Here is a 17,900-nt window from a genome sequence, read left to right on the forward strand (position 1 = left end):
ATAGCAGAGAATCTTTTTGATCAATGCTGCATACAAAGCATTTCAAAATGTAATACAACGGTATTGTTTCATGTAATAACAGAAAACTAAAAAAAAGTGGAAGAATTTTTAAAATTTAGGCGACCCATGATAAGTAAACCATATGTATTTGTTGATAATTGTAATTTTGAGAAAATTTAGTTGATAGATTAAATGTATTTTCATATAAAAAGATATGCTCATTTTTTATATCGATAAAAATGTTAAAATTTGACTACTTAGTAAAAAATATAGAGATATTTATGGGGCAATTTATCATGCCCTTTTGCTTTGAGCGACAAAATGTTCAATTTAAGATAGTAAAAATTAACTCAGAACTACTGAAAATCAAAAAGATTAAACAGAGTCAGAAAGTAGTAGTACAAGCAAAGTTCAAAATAATCTATGTGAAAATTTGGCAAAAAATATTGCTATTAATGCAAACGGAGCCATGCTTACGTGTACATTCTAATTATGTTGCAATCTTACAGTTGATACATAATCTTGATGATTTTATCGAAAAATCACAGCAACACTTATGCTTTGAGAGAAAAGCTCAGAAAGAGCTAGATGCTAAATTTTTTGCTAGATTTTTTAAGCTGACAAAAAGTCCAATCAAAGATCAACTTTTACAAAATTGTTCAGATCGTAATGAATTTAACCAATGCAATTTGATAAAAAATTAAGCGAAAGCGAATATGCCAAAGATTAAAACAGAAGAGCAATTCTTAGATTTAGCAGAAAAATTTAAACAAGATTATTGTCTATTACATGATGATGTTGTGAATACACAATTTGTCGATCTATCAGATGATTTACGTGAAAAAGCCCACGCTCTATATAAGGAAGCGCAACAGATATATGGCTATATATCTAGCTCTAGACAATTAGGTAAATATTATTTTCTAGCTTCTTTAAGTTATTTTGCATGTCCAGATACTAGTAATACACAAGAGCTGTCATCGCAACGTTATTTGATTCTACAAGCGAGTTTTTTAACATATCGGCAGTATCAAGAATTTGCAAAAATTGCTAAAGCTGAGAATAAGCAAAAACATGTTTGTGACCTCCTACGCTATGTCTCACGATATGTGCTGGATTCTAATAATGCTGAATTATTTCATGAATGTAGTAAGCTGCTAAATTGTTATGTCACGTACGAACGTAATTTGAAAAAAGAGGATCGTAATCAACTTTTTAATATTAAAAATTTCAAAAAAGTACAAGTCATAGAGTATTTATCGGCTCTATTAATAATTTTTAAAAGACTTGATGATCGTCGTGTTGTTCATCGTCAGCGTAAGTCAAAAAAAAGCAAAGTTTTGAAATGGCCAACTAAAATTGAACTCAAAAAATTTCGTGAAATAAAATCTGGTAAGTATGAAGATATCGGACATAACGCAAAGATCAGTTTTTATGATGCCTCTCTTCACAAAGATGAAGATGGTGAAATTGAGTTATTGGACATTGAAGTAGAATTATACTCAGAAGATGAAAAAACTAAAAATTTTAATCATTTAATTAGTGATTATACTGCGTATTACACGCGGCATCGCCAACGCCGTCATGTGCCATTTATTACAAATCCTCATTATTTAGCACCAGATGTACTGAAGCAAATTGTTTATGTGTTGAGAACTGAGTTAAATGCGGACTGGGATAATGCTGCAATCGCTGCCGCATGTTTATTGTCACTTTTGACTGGATTATCTCCCATAGCACTGATGGATTTTAACGAGCTCATACAAGATGGTGTTTTGATCCAGAATGGTTCAAGAAAACGACGGGAATATTTACTTAATTTAAATTTGAAAGTTACCGAGCAGAAAATTAAGAGTTTAAAGCCTGTGCGTTGGAATGAAGAGATGACTCACCAACTACATCTACCGGCGGCATGGTTTGACTACATAGAACAAGCATCGAATCCAAAGATCTCTTCAGGAGATATTAATTCCGAACTTAAGAAGTGGTTTGCTAATCAGTTTGTGGGTACTATCACCGTTGAAAAACTTCAGGCCCAATTATATTTTCATATATATTATGAAACCTATAATGAATATCTTACTCATGTGATTGCGAGGCGGGATATCAAGCATAATGTGCCAGGTATTTATTACGGAGGACTTCCCAAAGCTCAGCTTGATAGCAGCTATTTAGCTTTTTTAGAATCAGCACTTACACCACATTCTAAGGAACTTACAGAAGACACGGCTGAACTCAAAATATTACAACAACAATTCAAAGTGCAATCTGCATCTAAAGGGAGGGTAGGGAGTCAACTGGCACTTGAACCCAGTTTTGTGAAAGAGCAATTTGCTTTTTTACATAGACATTGCCAAGAAAATATTCAAAAAGATCAACATATCATTAATCAATTGAATGCATACGCGTGTTGGATGTGGCATGTTAGCTTGCTAAGCATGGCCAGACGGCCTAATAAAAATCTGTTGGGGAATTTGGAAGATTATTGTTTTGAGCTTAAAATTCTATATGTAAACGATAAAAAGAATAGCAAGGTAAGAAAGGATGGACGATTTATCCCGCTATCCGATTTCTTCTTAAAAGCACTGCAAAATTACACTGTATTTTTAAAACAAATAATTGAACTGTATAGCCCACTTTTAAAACAAGTATTTGCAAAGAAAAAAATTGCGCTCAATGACTTATTCGGAAAGGTCATTGATAGTAAAGATATCTTGCCGATAACTGTCAAAGAGTGGCAGAGCAGGAAAGTTAAGTTAATCCCTTTATCTCGAAACTGGGTAAATTTATATATGGAAGGAATCTTTCCAAAGAATATGTATTCGAATTGGTTACGTCATTTTGATATGAATTTTTTGATGTATGCAGAAGAAAAAGAAGAAAAAAAAACTGCTTTAGCATTCCATTTAATTCAGGCTCTTTATGGTCATGACCAACGTGACCGAGAGGCTTTTCATCCGTATTCTTCACTTATTCCGAATGTCTATGTACAGCAAGCCCGCCAGCAATTGCAAGATAATGTCAAATCTTTATCGATTAAACACTTAGAGCGAAAATAGTTGTATGCAAAAAATCAAAGAACTAATAAAACCACAACTAGACGGTCTATTTGTTGATATTCAGAAATTGGTGAAAAAGTCGCAAGAAAGACAGCCTTCTTTACCTGAAGTATTGACGCAAGACATGCAGCAAAAACTTGATCAGCAGATCGCCGAAAAATGGCATGACATTAAAGATAGTATTGATTGTTTGAGTCAAAAATTGAGCCGAGATGAACAATCTAAACTGATGCAATTTACTGAAGATGAATTTAATAAAAGAAGAAGGCAATTCAACCAGAATGTAGATAAAAAATCATACAGAATTAGGCTAAATCCACATACTAAACGGATCGTACTGCCTAGAAAAATTGAGAGTACGGAGTCACGGTTAAAACAAGGGCAGTTACATGCCCAGGTACTCAACGCTTTGAAAGCATATTGGAAAGATTCACTTGGATATTGGGATGACCCTAAATATTTGTGGGGGGATTTATGCTTAAGTTTTATATATATTTCAGGCTGTGCAGATGAACAGCATCTGGTTGCTATTCAGCAGCAATTGCAGGAGGCCGTTGAGCTTGGTACAGATCTGAATTGTTTTCGGTTATACCATTCGGACTACAAAAAAATCACTAATCCATTGTTACTACATTATCGTGTTGAAAACTCTCAATATGGCAACGATGTAGAACAGAGAAAGTTGTACCAATGGAAGCATGTTTTTTTTAACTCATATGCTCAGTTCATCTTGCAATATTTAAAAAAGTTGAAAGCTACTCATAAAGAATATCGTCTGCAACAATCAATTGAAGATTGTATTCTGGAAAGCTTGAGTCGCATGGGACGAAACAAAAGTTTGGGCTATCTGCAATATCAAATTAAACGCCGTGGATTTCGTGCATTTAATGATGTGCAAATGGTACTTGAATTTAATCCAAACCTTAGCCTAGATATATTTTTAAGTAATGTACTTCAGCAAGAGATTAATACTGTCGCCTTACGGCCATCCGAATTTAGATTGCTATGGAGTAATGAACGTAATCAAGTCATGGAACTAGAGAATAGCCCTATTCATTTTGAACAAGAGCAGTTACATCCTGAAGTTCTGACAGCTCAAAGCAAATTACAAACGATTCCGTATGAGTTGATGTTGTTTGATCAAAAGAAACGTAAAGGTCAAAAAGTTGAGCGCTTAGATAAAAAGAGGAATAAAGAAGAACGCACGCTACGTTTTTGGCAAGAAATCAGAAGGGTGTTAGAGGAGAAGATGCGTGATGCAAATACGGAAGAAAAGTCTTTAATTGAAGCCCAATTACGCTTAATTCACTGGTTAGTGCATTTAAAAAAAAGAGGGCTTCAATTATCAACTATTGAAAGCTACTTAGGATCATTTGCTAAAGAATTTATATTTGAAATTTGGCTTAATAAATTGGATTTAAAGCAACAATCCATTGATGATTATGAAGATTTATATCGACAGTTGTTGAAATATAGCAGTGAACGAGATGCACAAGCAACTCAACGTGAAGCTGTTAAAGGAAAAACCTCTCGTAAGATGCACCAAACAGCAGAATACCGTTTTGGTCGCCTAAAAGATTTTCATCAATTTTGTATAGATAATTTTAATGCACCAGAGGTATTGGTGTTACAGAATTCAAGTTTTAAACATTTACAAATTTGCAATGCACGCCTAGTAAGCCCTTTGTTATTTGGCAAGCTATTGGAAAAACTAGAACATTTAAGTCAAGAGCCAACGGCATCAGAGTGGGTCGATCATCTGAGTTGTTTAAAGCTGATGTATTTACTGAGTTATAGAACTGGACTCCGATTAAATGAAGTTCGTTGTCTTAAAATACAAGATATTATTTGCCCAGAGTTACTTTATAAAGAAAAAGAAAATACAGCTTTTAATAATATCACGCTTCATATTCAGAACAATTCATATCGCCGTCTGAAAACGCAAAGTGCAAATCGTCAAATACCATTGAAAATTGCCTTGTCAGAACATGAGTTTTTAGTAGTACAACATTACATACAACATCGTTATGAACAATATTTGTTTAATCAGCAGGATGATCTACTTTTTAGTGTTAATCATCGTGTATTAACTGATCAATGTATCAGCAAAATTACAGTAGAGTTGTTTAACCAAATATTAGGTATGCATCATGGCTTTAGTTTTCATACGTTGCGCCACAGTGCTGCTAACTATCTAGCAATAACTTTGCTGGGCTCAAAAGAAATGATTAAAACATATACAGATTGTCCTTGGGTAAAAGCAAAAAAGATGCGTGATTTATTGTTTGGTGTTAAAGCACGTGCTCATGAAGAGATTATTCAACATAAATGGCAGGTGCTTGCCTCTTGGATGGGGCATAGCAGTATTGAACAAACGGCTTCAAATTATCTTCATGTTTTGGATTTATTAGCAGTCGATCGAATTTACAATTCGCCGTGTATCATTTCAAAAAAAGTCCTAGAACAGTGTTTTGGTCCAGTGAATTCAAGTACAGAGTACATAAACTTAAATCGTTATACTCAGCAGCAGAAATGGTTTAACTCTTATCAGCAAACACAGCCAGTTATGATTGCTGGTCGACAAGAAAAGAAGTTTAGTATCGAGAAGAGTACTCTGACGCCTTTTCAACGTTTGATAAGTTTAAGAGATGGCCGTTCAAGCGAAGATATTCAAGCACAAGAATGGATGCAGCGATGTCAATTTATGAGCACTAAATGGATGGACCCCAAAAATTTTAATTTAAAAACGAAATATGTTAGTAATAAAAATTTAGATGGGGGTTGGTTTGATGAGCTTTACGACAAAGCTAAGAAACTGAAACGTTCTGATGAAATAATTCCTCTCCTTGATTTGCATAACCAACATGATAAGGGGAAAGATATACCTAAAGAGTTGAACGTGGTCAATGCACTTAAGGTATTATTATTATTTGGAAAATTACGTAAAAACTTTCTACATTTTCAATGCATAAAGAAAGATGATGAGCAACAAATTGCTAATTTTATTGCTGGTATAGAGCCAATTATTGGAGATCACCTAAATTTAGACAAACAGAATTATCCAGTCAATCTGGAAGTGCTTGAGAGAACAGTTAAATTTAGTTTTCAAAGAGTTGTTGGCCATAATAAAAAAAATGTTACTCTACTGGTTATATTTAATTTAATGTTAAAAATCATGCAAGAAGATGAACTTTGGTTAAAATAGCCTAAGCAGCTTAAAAAGGGGAATTTAAAAGTTTTAGCATCACAGTTTGATTACTGGATTTTAAACAATAGTGTGAAGATTAGCGCTTTGGTAAATCGATGAGCTAAAGTGTTGTAGTCCAAACTCGATCTGACAGTTACCCATTTTTGAGCTGTTGATTAATTTATCAAAAAAAATCAAGCCACCCACGGGTGGTTTTTTATTGCGACATTTCACCAGTAACTAACTTTCTTAATGTGAATCATGCTAAGGCAGCGAATGAAGGGAAGCCGTTAGTTGTATTGATCGCACCACAAGAGAAAGATCGTTCGAAGGCTCAAAACCGTTTGTACTGGATGTGGCTTAATCAATGGGCTAAACGTCAAGGTAAAGATAAAGATTACGAGCATCTGTTCTTTAAGAAAAACTTCTTAGCAAAAATCTATGATTGCGATGACGTTGGCCAATACAAGAAAACATTCAAGGCTGTAAGAGAGTTGAAAGATTCTAAGCATCCTCTCTACCAAGATGTAGCAAGTGGCCTATGTGAGCTAATGAGCACTACAGACGCAAGTACAGTTCAATTAACCGAATACTTAAACGACATTCATGCTTTCTGTAATAAAAACGGGTGTTATTTGGAAACGCCTGATGATCTTAAGTAGGTGCTTGAATAGTTGCTGATTTCATATTATTAATGTCTCTCACTTTATAAAATGAGAAACTAACAAATGGTAATGAATAATATTGAATATGATGCGGTGGTTGAAAGTGCGAAAATCAAAGCGAAAAGCGATATAACAGTAGCGGTTTTAAATAATGCAGCAAGTACTGGTTTAGTTGCAATTAATGATGCAAGTAAAGAAAAGCTTATAGAGTTTATCAAAAAACTGCATGATCAGATTGATGAATAATATGAACCGCCCTTAAAGCGGTTTTTTATTGCTAGTAGAATATTTAAGGTACCTTTTCTAATAGGCACATACTATTAAAGTGTTTTTTATTTATTTTTTAGATTGAAAAGATTGCTATTTGAGTAATTTAAATATAAAAATCTTTATTGATTGAGCGTAGTTGTTATACAGGATATTTATAAGGATTTTAAAATGACAATTATCACATTGCTTGATGTTGAGACGAAGAAGAAGGTGATAGTTCGTTCCGTAATAGACCCAATAGCAAGAATAGACAAAAAAGGGAATATACAAATTATTCAAATTCATAAATGGCTATATGATGAATCTGGAGATTTCGTTGATGAAGACTTATATGAGGCACTCAACAATGGAGAAGTTGGAATATACATAACTTTGCAGTATATGATCATTAATATTGAAAATTAATTATTTTTTATTTTTAGTCAGTTTGAGTTCTTACTCTCTAGAGCCTAATGGTTACTGCACATAAGACCTCATTAAGTATTACCTATTGATGGGCACATATTCTTTATAAGTCTTGATAAGTAAAAAAATTATGTAGGCTAAAAATAAAACCATTTAAAAAAAAGAAATCTTTATCTATTTAAATATGAATATTTAATATTTTTAATTCAATCCCTATTGCTAGTGCTTAAATATTATGCCAATATGAAGTTGGAGATATTTCCGAATAGATATTTCCTATTTCAGGTCTAAGCGTTTTTTTTCGCTAAGCCCATTTCTGAATAAAAATAGGAAGTGGGCTTTTTTATTTTTAAATATTTCTGTATTATCAGTGTGTTGCTGTAGGTAACACTAAACCTTGTTGATCAGCGCAAATATCAAAAAGGGGGAGCTTGCCTACTAGGCAAGCTTTTTAAATTGATGATTTAAACACAATAATCCATTTTAAAGCTCAATAGAAAAATCAAACTTCCATAGCTTTTATTCGTACTAATTTATTGAATATAATCGTTTTTATAATTTTTAAAATTTCCTTAAACTAAAAATGGAAAATTTCTTGTTGCAACATTGTTATAATAGGACTACCTTAAGAAAAATACTTTATAAAAATGAGGAGCTGCTGAAATGCCACAGTGTCTCATGTTTGCGGAAAATATTTATAACAAAATTAAAGATGAGGAATTGTTTTCACATGACTGTATTGAAAATATGAACTTACTTATGACATGTATACGCAGAGAAATTGAGGGAACAGAATTTAAATTAAAATATAATTTTATTGATTTTGTTGAATTGTTCAGTAGACCATTAGATGAATGTAAAGTAAAAATAGATGTGAGTTTGATTCCTCCTCATAATTCAGAAGGTGAGTATATTTTATGGTTAGCTGGATTTATCGAAAAAATTACAGAAGGTGGACCTAAACCACCTCCGCCTATAAAGAAATTTATTCCAGAGTATATGAGCTTGAAATATGAATTAGATTTTTTACCCTTAAATGAGGAAAAAATTCAAACCGAAGGTAAAGAAATTACGGATTACTTTAATTCAAAGCTTTATAAGGCAACTTTTAAGAAGTAATACTATATTGCCTGTGAGTTTAGCCACCGCCTAAGGGCGGTTTTTTTATGGGTAAGAATTATGGATTCTACAGAATACTTTTGGCTTACTCGGAAAAAAGAACCTAAAACCAAGCCTAAATCCAGACCGCTACCTAAAGCTACTCAAAAGTACTTAGAGGCAGAGGAAGAATTTACTGAAGCTTTAGACAATCTGGAAATTAAATACGAAAAGAAATTCCAGTTTAAATCAACAAAGCATTGGCGTTTTGATTTTCATTTAATTGAACATCGTATTTTAGTTGAAATTGCTGGCGGTCCCTGGTCAGGTGGACGAAAGGGCAAACTTAAAAATAAAGCTTGTAGTCTTGATCGTTACGATGTGGCTGAAGAGATGGGCTACACCGTAGTTCGCATAGAGACAGCTTCAAGATGCTGCATTGATGAGTCTGGACCTTTGCAGTTACGGACTGAATACGCTAGTGAATGGCTAAAAAATTTAAAGAGGCAAATATTTAATGGATCAGATCACACCATTTCCTCCAACTGATTTTATTGACCAAGCAGATGAAGAGGAAGCGATTCGCATAGTACCTGCGTCTGATTTAAAAAATTGGGTAGTTGCTAATTTTCTTACACTTGGTGGACCTTTACATAATCCAGATCATGACCATATCGCTGAGATGCTTCATGACAATGAGGGGTTTTTGGCTTCTGCATGGGCTTCTACTGCTTATACGAGAACTAAGCGCATGGTGCTCGGCCAATGTGAAAAGGTTATGTTTCAACAAGGCGGCTGGAAGAAAGCCCGTCAAGAGCAGCAAATGCGTGATTGGTTCGGTTTTGTTCCAATTTACTTAATCACTATCGATGCAAGCTTTTGTGAAAAGGCAAACGATAACGAGTTTTGTGCTTTGTTTGAACATGAGCTCTATCACATTGGTGTAGAGCGAGATTCGGACGGTGAGATTATTTACAGCGATCATACTGGCTTACCAAAGCACTATTTAGCTGGCCACGATGTGGAAGAGTTCATCGGTGTTGTTAAGCGCTGGGGAGCTAATGACAGTGTTAAGCGGCTTGTTGAAGTCGCTAAAAACCCGCCGTTTGTTTCTGATTTAGATATTTCTAAATGCTGTGGAAACTGTGTAATTACCTGAGCCTTTTGGCTCATTTTTTTTGCCATGTTTCCTTGACGTACCTTGACGGATAGAGAGAAATGGCGACATTAAACAAAAAGCAGAAACTCTTTATTGTACAATCGCTTGCTGTGTTTAACACCCCTCAAGAAACAGTAAGTCTCGTCAAGGAGGAATTTGACATTGATGTTTCGAGACAGCAGGTAGAGTCATATAACCCTACAAAGTTTGCTGGGAGAGATTTAAGTAAGGAACTCAAAGAAATTTTCGAAAATACACGGGAAGAGTATTTGAGTCAGCCACTAAATAAAATCAGTGGAGCAAATGACATTGTTCAGTTGAAGATTTTAAGTGATTTGCTTTGGACTAAAAAAACAATGTGACCATGACAATTAAGATCGTGGACCAAATACAAAAGATCATGAAAGGGTTTTATGAGAAGAAGGGGGAACAAAATAATAAAGGTGGTAATTCTGAAGCGAACCAAACTAAAGCTGAAGTAGAACTTGAGATTAAAAAACTTGAACTTCTGAAGTTACAACGTGAGGTAAATCCACCTGAAGAGGATTACAAGCTTGTGCTGAATCCTGATGAGGAGATACCAAATGAGCCAATGCTTTAATCCTCCAGAAGGTTCAGTTCAATTAACGCCTAAGCAAGCCAATATTTATTTGTGGGGCTGGCAAAAAGAAGCCCGATTACGTGATGCTGTTTGTGGCCGACGTTTCGGTAAAACATTCTTGGCCAAAGCGGAAATGCGAAGAGCCGCAAGACTAGCGGCTAAATGGAATGTTTCGGTAGAGGATGAAATCTGGTATGCAGCGCCTACCTTTAAGCAAGCAAAACGGGTTTTCTGGAAGCGACTAAAACAAGCTATTCCAGCATCTTGGCGAGCTGGTAAGCCTAATGAAACTGAATGTTCAATTACTTTAAGAAGTGGCCATATTATCCGTGTCGTTGGTCTAGATAACTATGATGACCTTCGTGGATCTGGTTTATTTTTCTTAATTATTGATGAATGGGCCGACTGTAAATGGGCTGCATGGGAAGAAGTGCTTCGCCCGATGCTTTCTACCTGTAAGTATATGGTGAACGGCGAACAGCGAGTTGGTGGCCATGTTTTAAGAATTGGTATGCCTAAAGGCTTTAACCATTGTTATGACACATTCATGGATGGTCAGCCAGGGCATGAACCAGACTGTAAAAGCTTTTCTTACACTTCATTACAAGGTGGAAATATTCCTGAGTTTGAAATCATTGTTGCTAAACGCAAAATGGATCCTAAGACATTTAGTCAGGAACATGAAGCAAGCTTTGAGAGCTATCAAGGTGTCATCTACTATTGTTTTAACCGGTTGCTAAGTGCATCAAGTGAAACAGTTAAGGTTAATGATGTTCTTCATGTGGGAATGGACTTCAACGTAACTAAAATGGCTGCTGTGGTATATGTTCGCCGTGGTGAGCATATGCATGCGGTAGATGAGTTCTTTAATCTATTCGATACTCCAGCAATGATTGAGGCTATCCAAGAGCGATATCCTAATCACGAGGTTGCAGTTTATCCCGATGCTTCAGGTGAGAATCGAAAGTCGAGTAATGCTAGTGAGACAGATCTGGCTTTATTAAGAAAGGCAGGTTTTAAAGTTCATGTGAATAGTCGAAATCCAGCAGTAAAAGATCGTATTAACTCAATGAACGGTATGCTCTGCAATACATTATCTGAGCGCAGATTATTCGTAAATGTAGATAAATGTCCTCACTTTGCTAAATGCCTAGAGCGACGAATCTATGATGATTATGGACAGCCGGATAAGAGTGCCGGTTTTGACCATATGAATGATGCAGGTACATATCCAATCGCTTATTTATTCCCGATCGACAAGAAATCTGTTGGAGTTCGAAGAATTCGCGGGATGTCTTAAACAATGCACCTTTACAGGTGATTTTTTATTGGTGTTTTTATGGCAGTTACTGATAAACATCCGCAGTATATTGCTGCACAAAAAAGCTGGTTGGTTATGCGTGACGCCGTAGCAGGTGAAGAGCAAATTAAACATGCACAAACTAAATACCTAGCTAAATCGGCCGGAATGATTGAGGCTGAAAAGCAAGGAGATACGACTGGAGAGATTTATAAAGCCTATCTAAGTCGCGCTCAGTATCCATTATGGGTTCAGGATTCATTACGCACGATGATTGGTTTATTTTCAAAGCTGGAACCTAACATCGTAATTGAGAGTTCTCTGTTAAAGGGTTTAATAGAGAATGCAACCAATGATGGATTTGGCCTTAAACAGCTCTTCATTAGAATTTGTCTTGAACTTCTAGTATTTGGTCGTTGTGGTTTGCTAGTGGATGTTGATTCCAATGGGGTTCCTTACTTTGCGCTTTATGAGGCGCTTTCAATCATTAACTGGAAGGAAAACAGCATTGGTGGGCGAAAAGATTTAAAGCTTTTGGTGCTCGTGGAGCAATTTGATAATAGTGAAGATGAATTTGGCCATAACAGGATTATTAGCTAATTTTAAGGTGTTGATATTATATGAAAAAGATTATTTTTTTAAGCTTAGTTCTTGGTTTGGTAGGGATTAATGGTTGCTCAAAGGTGGAAAAAGAGTCAAAAGAAGCTATCTTAAGCACCTTAAAAGATTCTGATTCAGCCCAATTCCAAAATATAAAAGGATATTGCGGAGAGGTAAATTCTAAGAATAGCTACGGTGGTTATTCAATTTGCAATAATTTGGGAAGCACACTGCACTCCAAATAAATTATCTTTAAAATAGCGCAATGAGTGTGTAAAGGATGCATATAATCAGTCTCTTATAATGGATGCAAGGCTTAAAGGGGTTTCCAAGGAAAGCTTAAGGAATGAAATACTAACAGACAAAAATGCATCAAAGGCAGAAATTCAAGAAGGCTTAAGAGATATTGATCGTGCGTATAACAGTAATTTCAAAGATAAGGGTCTATAGGCACAGGATGTTGTTGCTAAATGTGTAAAGTTGATTGATTAGTGAATTGGTAAAAAGCACCCTAGGGTGCTTTTTTATTTAGACAAAACGCACTTCAACATGTTTACCAATTGCCGCAGCATATTTTTGCAATGTGGCAATAGATGGTGATGGTTTGCCTGTGATCAATGCTTTTTCTAGCCGTGAAACGGCAGGTACATTTGTTCCCATGCGTTCCGCGATTTGCGCTTGGGATAGACCTGCCTCTCGAAGTGCAGTAAGTACCATATCGAGCAAGGGCATTTCTTCACGTTCAATTCGTTCGTATTCGGTACGCACTGCTGAACGAGATAATGCAAGTGCTTTCATTTCTTCATGTGTTCGCATTTTTCACCTCTTTCATGCGGTCAAGTGCTAGGTTTAGATCTTGCTTAGGTGTTTTTTGGGTTTTCTTAACAAAACTATGGAGCATTACAATGCGTTTACCGACTAGTGTGCAATACATAACACGAGCAATACCTTCTTGAGATTTTAAGCGCAACTCAAATAGTCCTTTACTCATTGGTAATGTGTGAGATTCTCCTAAGTTTGCGCCGGGGGTGAGTCTATTACTTTACCCAGTGCATTATTTAATATAGTTCTATAGACATCCAAGCGTTCTTTGTAATTTTCAATAAACTTAGTCAACTCTATGTCATCAGGGCTAGTTAACTTACGAAAATGTTTTCACTTCCTATTATTTCACGAAAATCAAAGCTCATTGTGCAACGAATATAAATATAAGATGACTTTTAAATCAGCTTGTCTCTAATCTCGAATCCGCTAATATCCTCAAAAGCTATTTTTCTTGTCCATTTACTTCTTCAAATACACCTTTGTGGTTCAAAAGCATGTGTTTGATCGGTTGACCAGTGAGCTGATTAATATCCAAAAGATCATAAACCATTTGTTGTCCTAGCTGTTCACGCCGGACGGCTTCAACAATTTCCTGCATGTTTTGAAATTCTTCAAAACTCAGAACAACAGCTTCGGGCGTATTCTTCGTATAAACAAAAACAGGTTTATGACTTTCTTTGACACATTGAACAATTTTGCTCCAAGATTTGCGAACATCAGACGCAGAAACAATCGCACCGTTTATAAAAGTTAATCGACTCATATCTAAGACCTTATACTGGATGGCAAAAATTAAATCACTTTAGAATATTGTTCCGAATGTAAGAAAACGACCGTTATTTATTATGGGGCTATTATATATTTCTAAAATTAGTAGATGATATTTGTATGTAACTATATAATCTAAAAAAATAAATTTTAAATCGTGCAAATTAAAAATAGGGAAAGCTATGCTTACTGGAGTCTATATAAATAATGTTGCTACTTATAGTGTACCAACACAATTAGATGGTTTAAAGCAGATAAATTTTATATTTGGGGCAAATGGGTCTGGAAAAACTACAATTGTAGAATTATAGATCAACCATTAGGCTACACACATTGTTTACTTCAATGGCTTGGTGAAGAACCAATAAAAACTCTAGTCTATAATAAAGATTTTATTGATCGTAATTTCAATCAAGAAAATACCGTTAAAGGAGTTTTTACTCTAGGTGACGATCAAGTTGAGGCAGAAGGTCAAATTGCTTTATTGCGTCCACAAATGAGGGTGAATGGAAGCGTAAAAAACATCAGCCTGAATATCGTCGCCAATGGCGTAAATTACATATGGGTATAGATGCTAAAACCTTACAAATACGCGCTGTTCAGCTCACAACCAACAATGTGAGTGATTCACAGGTACTTGGTGATTTACTCGATCAGATTCCACAAGATGAGAGAGTTGACTCCGTCTATACCGATGGAGCTTATGATACCAAACAGTGCCGACAGGTCATTGCGGATCGGCAAGCACATGCAGTGATTCCACCAAGAAAAAATGCGAAGCCATGGAAAGATAAAAAGATGAGCTCGCTAGAACGCAATGAGTTGCTTCGAACAGTTAAACGTTTAGGAAGAACTATTTGGAAGAAATGGTCAGGCTATCATCGGCGAAGTTTGGTTGAAACCAAGATGCATTGCATCAAATTATTGGGGGATAAACTCAGTGCGAGAAATTTTCAAAGCCAAGTCAATGAGATTCATGCACGCGTAGCCGTTTTGAACAAATTCACAGAATTGGGGCGCCCTCACACCCAAGTTGTCACTTGAATTTGGCTCAATTAGGATCGCTTCTATCTTTCAAACCTTTATGCAACAAAGCCAATTAAAAGTAAATTTTTCTCAACTAGTATAAAGTTTAAGAGTATAGGTTATTGAATTGTTTCTTATGTAAGCGTCCGCTGAACACACCTTATGAATTCATCCTATAAGCCTTAATTTAGTCCCCACTTAAAAACAAGTGGGGACTAAAATTTATGACTACAAATCACCAGACATCCATCGCATCTCTTGCGAAAAAACGAAGAACATACAGTGCTGAATTTAAACAGCAGATCGTTCAGGCTTGTAAAGCACCGGACGTTTCAATTGCTTCGGTCGCTTTGCAACATGGATTGAATACAAATCTTGTATCCAAATGGATTCGCTTAATTGATGGTAAGCCAGGGAATGATCGCTCACCACTACCGAATAAACCTGCATTTATTGCCTTATCTTGCTCTGCACCATTAGATCCTACTCCTACTGACATGTTAACGGTTCAAATTACTTTACCCCACTCAAAAGCAGAAATTGGCTTGAAATGGCAAGTATCAGAAATATCTGCTTTAGCAGAATTACTCAAGGCACTTGCAACATGATCCGCATTGATGAAATCTGGCTTTCTACCCAACCTCTGGATATGCGAGCAGGGATGGATACTATCATGGCTCAGGTGGTGAGAGCCTTTGGCTACATTAAACCGCATTGTGCTTACCTGTTCTGTAATAAACGTGGCCATCGCATGAAAGTGCTGGTACATGATGGACTGGGCATCTGGCTGTGTGCCCGGCGGCTGGAACAGGGAAAATTCCACTGGGCGCAGGTTCACCAGGGTGAAAGCATGGCGATCAGTCCGGAACAGTTACAGGCACTGATCCAGGGTTTACCTTGGCAGCGCATTGGACGACAGCAGGTGGTGACGATGCTCTAAACTGGTCCATTCTGCTATTCTCCAAACGTTCTATTTCCTCTGCGTCATGACCTCAGGCATACTGCGGTCATGAATACGCTGCCAGACTTAAGCCAACTGACCCATGAACAACTGCTGGAATTTACCAGACAGTTGGCAATGCAGCATCAGTCTCTGGCACAATCAAATCAAGAATTAGAAAAATCAAACCAGCAATTGGATGCCAAAGTTCAACATCTTTCCATTCTCACGCAAAAATACGAGCATGAGCTCGCACTATTTAAACAGCACAAATTTGGCAGTAAAAACGAACATCTCACCGCAAAACAAATCCATCTGTGGGACGAAGCGGTTGAAGAGGATATCGCAGCAGTTGATTTGGAACTGGAGCGGCTGAATGCAGATAAAACCGATGCAGCGACAGAGAAAGCCACAGTCAACAAACCTAAACGTCGACTGCTGCCGGATCATTTACACACCATCCGTATTGAGCATGAACCTGCATCAACCCAATGCAGTTGTGGCTGCCAGTTACGTCGTATCGGCGAAGATATCAGTGAAAAACTGCATTTCAGACCGGCACAGTTCTATAAGGAACAGCATGTGCGTGGCAAATGGGTCTGTGATCAGTGTGACACCCTGACTCAGCAAGCGATGCCCGCCTATGTGATTGATAAAGGCATTGCTTCACCTGAACTGCTCAGCCATGTGCTGGTATCGAAGTATGCCGATCATTTGCCGCTGTACCGTCAGCGCCTGATCTATCAGCGGGCGGGCATTGATCTGTCCAGATCTACTTTATCTGACTGGATTGGTCGCTGCGGTGTGGAACTGGAACCTCTGGCCAATGCCTTAAAACAGGTGGTGCTGCAACAGCGGGTGATCCATGCCGATGAAACGCCGGTCACCATCATGCGGATGGGTGATGATGAGAAAAAACCGAAGAAAGGTTATGTCTGGGCCTATGCCACTACACAGTACAATCCAGTTCAAGCGGTGATCTATGACTTTCAGGATAGCCGTTCAGGTCAGCATGCAGAAGAGTTCCTGAATGGCTGGCAGGGCCATCTGGTCTGTGATGATTACAGTGGTTATAAAGCACGCTTTAAATCAGGCGATGTCATTGAGGTGGGCTGCATGGCGCATGCACGTCGTAAATTCCATGAGCTACATGTGACTGGGAAAAGTCAGATCGCTGAACAGGCATTACTGATGATTCAGAAACTGTATGCGATAGAAGCCGAACTCAGGAAAAAGACCGATAGTACAGCAGAACACCGCCGCGAATACCGACAACAGCACAGCCAACCGGTGATGCAACAACTGTATGAATGGCTCAACCAACATTATCTGACGGTGCCATCGAGTTCTCCAACCGCCAAGGCCATCAATTACAGTCTGAAGCGTTGGCCAGCCTTAAGCCGCTATCTGGATGATGGCAATCTACCCATTGACAATAACTGGGCAGAGAACTCAATGCGCCCCTGGGCCTTGGGACGAAAGAACTGGCTATTTGCAGGTTCGCTGCGCAGTGGCCAACGAGCAGCCAATATCATGACTTTAATCCAGTCAGCAAAGCTGAATGGGCTGGATCCGTATGCCTATTTAAGTGATGTGCTGAAAAGGCTGCCGACGCATAAAGCGACCCAAATAGAAGAATTACTGCCACATCGCTGGAAATCCAACTCAAATTAAAAAATAGGCATGGGGTTCAGCGGACGCTTACTTTCTTATGCAAAAAAAAGTCAAGAATCTTTATTTAAGAAAAGGTGAACACTCATTTGTTCTGCAATCACAGTTCATTTTTAAAGCTAAGCAGCAAAAATGGACTAGTGAAGATATCCAAAAAATTATAGAAAAGACCTTATATCAAGATAAATATAGGGTATATGCAATTTTGAGAGAGTATTCTAGCCAGAATTACGGGTAAATTTGACTTGAAAAAGAGAAGGACTAAAGTCTTTTAGAAGGATATATCTTGGATCCTGAATAAGATTTTTACTATTAAAGGAGTAAAG

The 17,900-nt window shown here is 37.0% G+C and carries 18 protein-coding genes and 4 pseudogenes; 19 read left to right on the forward strand and 3 right to left on the reverse strand.

Going from position 1 to position 17,900, the window contains the following annotated elements; translation table 11 throughout:
• The first annotated feature begins 239 nt into the window (after positions 1-239).
• From AC52J8_RS19010 to AC52J8_RS19070, 13 genes and pseudogenes are all read left to right on the forward strand, one after another.
• The gene (locus tag AC52J8_RS19010; RefSeq protein WP_170318196.1) at positions 240-704 is read left to right on the forward strand and encodes a hypothetical protein; all 465 of its coding nucleotides are present in this window, start codon (positions 240-242) and stop codon (positions 702-704) included.
• Between the two features lie 12 nt (positions 705-716).
• Positions 717-3,059 (forward strand): hypothetical protein, encoded by a 2,343-nt coding sequence (locus tag AC52J8_RS19015; RefSeq protein ID WP_130120055.1) that lies wholly within the window; start codon positions 717-719, stop codon positions 3,057-3,059.
• Positions 3,060-3,063: 4 nt separating this feature from the next.
• Entirely contained in the window at positions 3,064-6,264 is a 3,201-nt protein-coding gene (locus AC52J8_RS19020; protein WP_005130151.1) for a tyrosine-type recombinase/integrase, read from the forward strand.
• A 191-nt stretch (positions 6,265-6,455) separates the two neighbouring features.
• A complete protein-coding gene (locus AC52J8_RS19025) occupies positions 6,456-6,908 on the forward strand; it encodes a NinB/YbcN family protein (RefSeq protein WP_005071567.1) in 453 nt (150 codons plus the stop codon).
• Between the two features lie 66 nt (positions 6,909-6,974).
• Entirely contained in the window at positions 6,975-7,157 is a 183-nt protein-coding gene (locus AC52J8_RS19030) for a hypothetical protein (protein WP_004795942.1), read from the forward strand.
• Positions 7,158-7,349: 192 nt separating this feature from the next.
• On the forward strand, positions 7,350-7,586 hold the full coding sequence (locus AC52J8_RS19035; protein ID WP_000152659.1) for a hypothetical protein: 237 nt from the start codon (positions 7,350-7,352) through the stop codon (positions 7,584-7,586).
• Positions 7,587-8,249: 663 nt separating this feature from the next.
• Positions 8,250-8,705, forward strand: coding sequence for a hypothetical protein (locus AC52J8_RS19040; protein ID WP_057076637.1), 456 nt, complete (start codon positions 8,250-8,252; stop codon positions 8,703-8,705).
• A 60-nt stretch (positions 8,706-8,765) separates the two neighbouring features.
• Positions 8,766-9,233 (forward strand): hypothetical protein, encoded by a 468-nt coding sequence (locus AC52J8_RS19045; RefSeq protein WP_032042733.1) that lies wholly within the window; start codon positions 8,766-8,768, stop codon positions 9,231-9,233.
• Positions 9,202-9,843 carry a putative metallopeptidase gene (locus AC52J8_RS19050; protein ID WP_021511117.1) on the forward strand — a complete coding sequence of 214 codons (642 nt, stop codon included), beginning with the start codon at positions 9,202-9,204 and terminating at the stop codon, positions 9,841-9,843. Before AC52J8_RS19045 ends, AC52J8_RS19050 begins: the two co-directional genes overlap by 32 nt.
• A 59-nt stretch (positions 9,844-9,902) precedes the next feature.
• A pseudogene (locus AC52J8_RS19055) lies at positions 9,903-10,444 on the forward strand (DUF2280 domain-containing protein).
• Entirely contained in the window at positions 10,428-11,744 is a 1,317-nt protein-coding gene (locus tag AC52J8_RS19060) for a phage terminase large subunit family protein (protein ID WP_032042750.1), read from the forward strand. The pseudogene AC52J8_RS19055 and the gene AC52J8_RS19060 overlap by 17 nt, the downstream one beginning before the upstream one ends.
• A 39-nt stretch (positions 11,745-11,783) precedes the next feature.
• Positions 11,784-12,326, forward strand: a pseudogene (locus AC52J8_RS19065) (DUF4055 domain-containing protein); the annotation flags it as partial.
• 38 nt (positions 12,327-12,364) lie between these two features.
• On the forward strand, positions 12,365-12,589 hold the full coding sequence (locus tag AC52J8_RS19070; protein WP_005130229.1) for a hypothetical protein: 225 nt from the start codon (positions 12,365-12,367) through the stop codon (positions 12,587-12,589).
• A gap of 283 nt (positions 12,590-12,872) precedes the next feature.
• Here the strand turns inward: AC52J8_RS19070 and AC52J8_RS19075 are convergent, their stop codons facing one another.
• The 3 genes and pseudogenes from AC52J8_RS19075 to AC52J8_RS19085 form a co-directional block, all read right to left on the reverse strand.
• Positions 12,873-13,160 (reverse strand): helix-turn-helix domain-containing protein, encoded by a 288-nt coding sequence (locus AC52J8_RS19075; RefSeq protein WP_001258992.1) that lies wholly within the window; start codon positions 13,158-13,160, stop codon positions 12,873-12,875.
• Positions 13,147-13,368, reverse strand: a pseudogene (locus AC52J8_RS19080) (type II toxin-antitoxin system RelE/ParE family toxin); the annotation flags it as partial. The pseudogene AC52J8_RS19080 and the gene AC52J8_RS19075, both read right to left, overlap by 14 nt.
• 243 nt (positions 13,369-13,611) lie before the next feature.
• The gene (locus tag AC52J8_RS19085) at positions 13,612-13,932 is read right to left on the reverse strand and encodes a type II toxin-antitoxin system Phd/YefM family antitoxin (protein WP_004704395.1); all 321 of its coding nucleotides are present in this window, start codon (positions 13,930-13,932) and stop codon (positions 13,612-13,614) included.
• A gap of 187 nt (positions 13,933-14,119) precedes the next feature.
• On the opposite strand from AC52J8_RS19085, the gene AC52J8_RS19090 reads away from it, so the two are divergent.
• The 6 genes and pseudogenes from AC52J8_RS19090 to tnpC all read left to right on the forward strand — a co-directional run bounded on the left by AC52J8_RS19090 (position 14,120) and on the right by tnpC (position 17,577).
• Positions 14,120-14,248 (forward strand): AAA family ATPase, encoded by a 129-nt coding sequence (locus AC52J8_RS19090; protein WP_002123981.1) that lies wholly within the window; start codon positions 14,120-14,122, stop codon positions 14,246-14,248.
• Positions 14,249-14,301: 53 nt separating this feature from the next.
• On the forward strand, positions 14,302-14,508 hold the full coding sequence (locus tag AC52J8_RS19095; RefSeq protein WP_235824376.1) for an AAA family ATPase: 207 nt from the start codon (positions 14,302-14,304) through the stop codon (positions 14,506-14,508).
• A pseudogene (locus AC52J8_RS19100) lies at positions 14,436-14,981 on the forward strand (IS5 family transposase); the annotation flags it as partial. The gene AC52J8_RS19095 and the pseudogene AC52J8_RS19100, both read left to right, overlap by 73 nt.
• Positions 14,982-15,187: 206 nt before the next feature.
• Positions 15,188-15,571 (forward strand): IS66-like element accessory protein TnpA, encoded by a 384-nt coding sequence (tnpA, locus tag AC52J8_RS19105; RefSeq protein WP_004762545.1) that lies wholly within the window; start codon positions 15,188-15,190, stop codon positions 15,569-15,571.
• Positions 15,568-15,903: an IS66 family insertion sequence element accessory protein TnpB gene (gene tnpB, locus AC52J8_RS19110; RefSeq protein ID WP_004691519.1), complete on the forward strand. Its 336-nt coding sequence runs from the start codon at positions 15,568-15,570 to the stop codon at positions 15,901-15,903. The genes tnpA and tnpB overlap by 4 nt, the downstream gene beginning before the upstream one ends.
• A gap of 69 nt (positions 15,904-15,972) precedes the next feature.
• A complete protein-coding gene (gene tnpC, locus AC52J8_RS19115; protein WP_130120076.1) occupies positions 15,973-17,577 on the forward strand; it encodes an IS66 family transposase in 1,605 nt (534 codons plus the stop codon).
• The last annotated feature ends 323 nt before the right edge of the window (positions 17,578-17,900 follow it).

Source organism: Acinetobacter sp. S-1 (assembly GCF_059579785.1).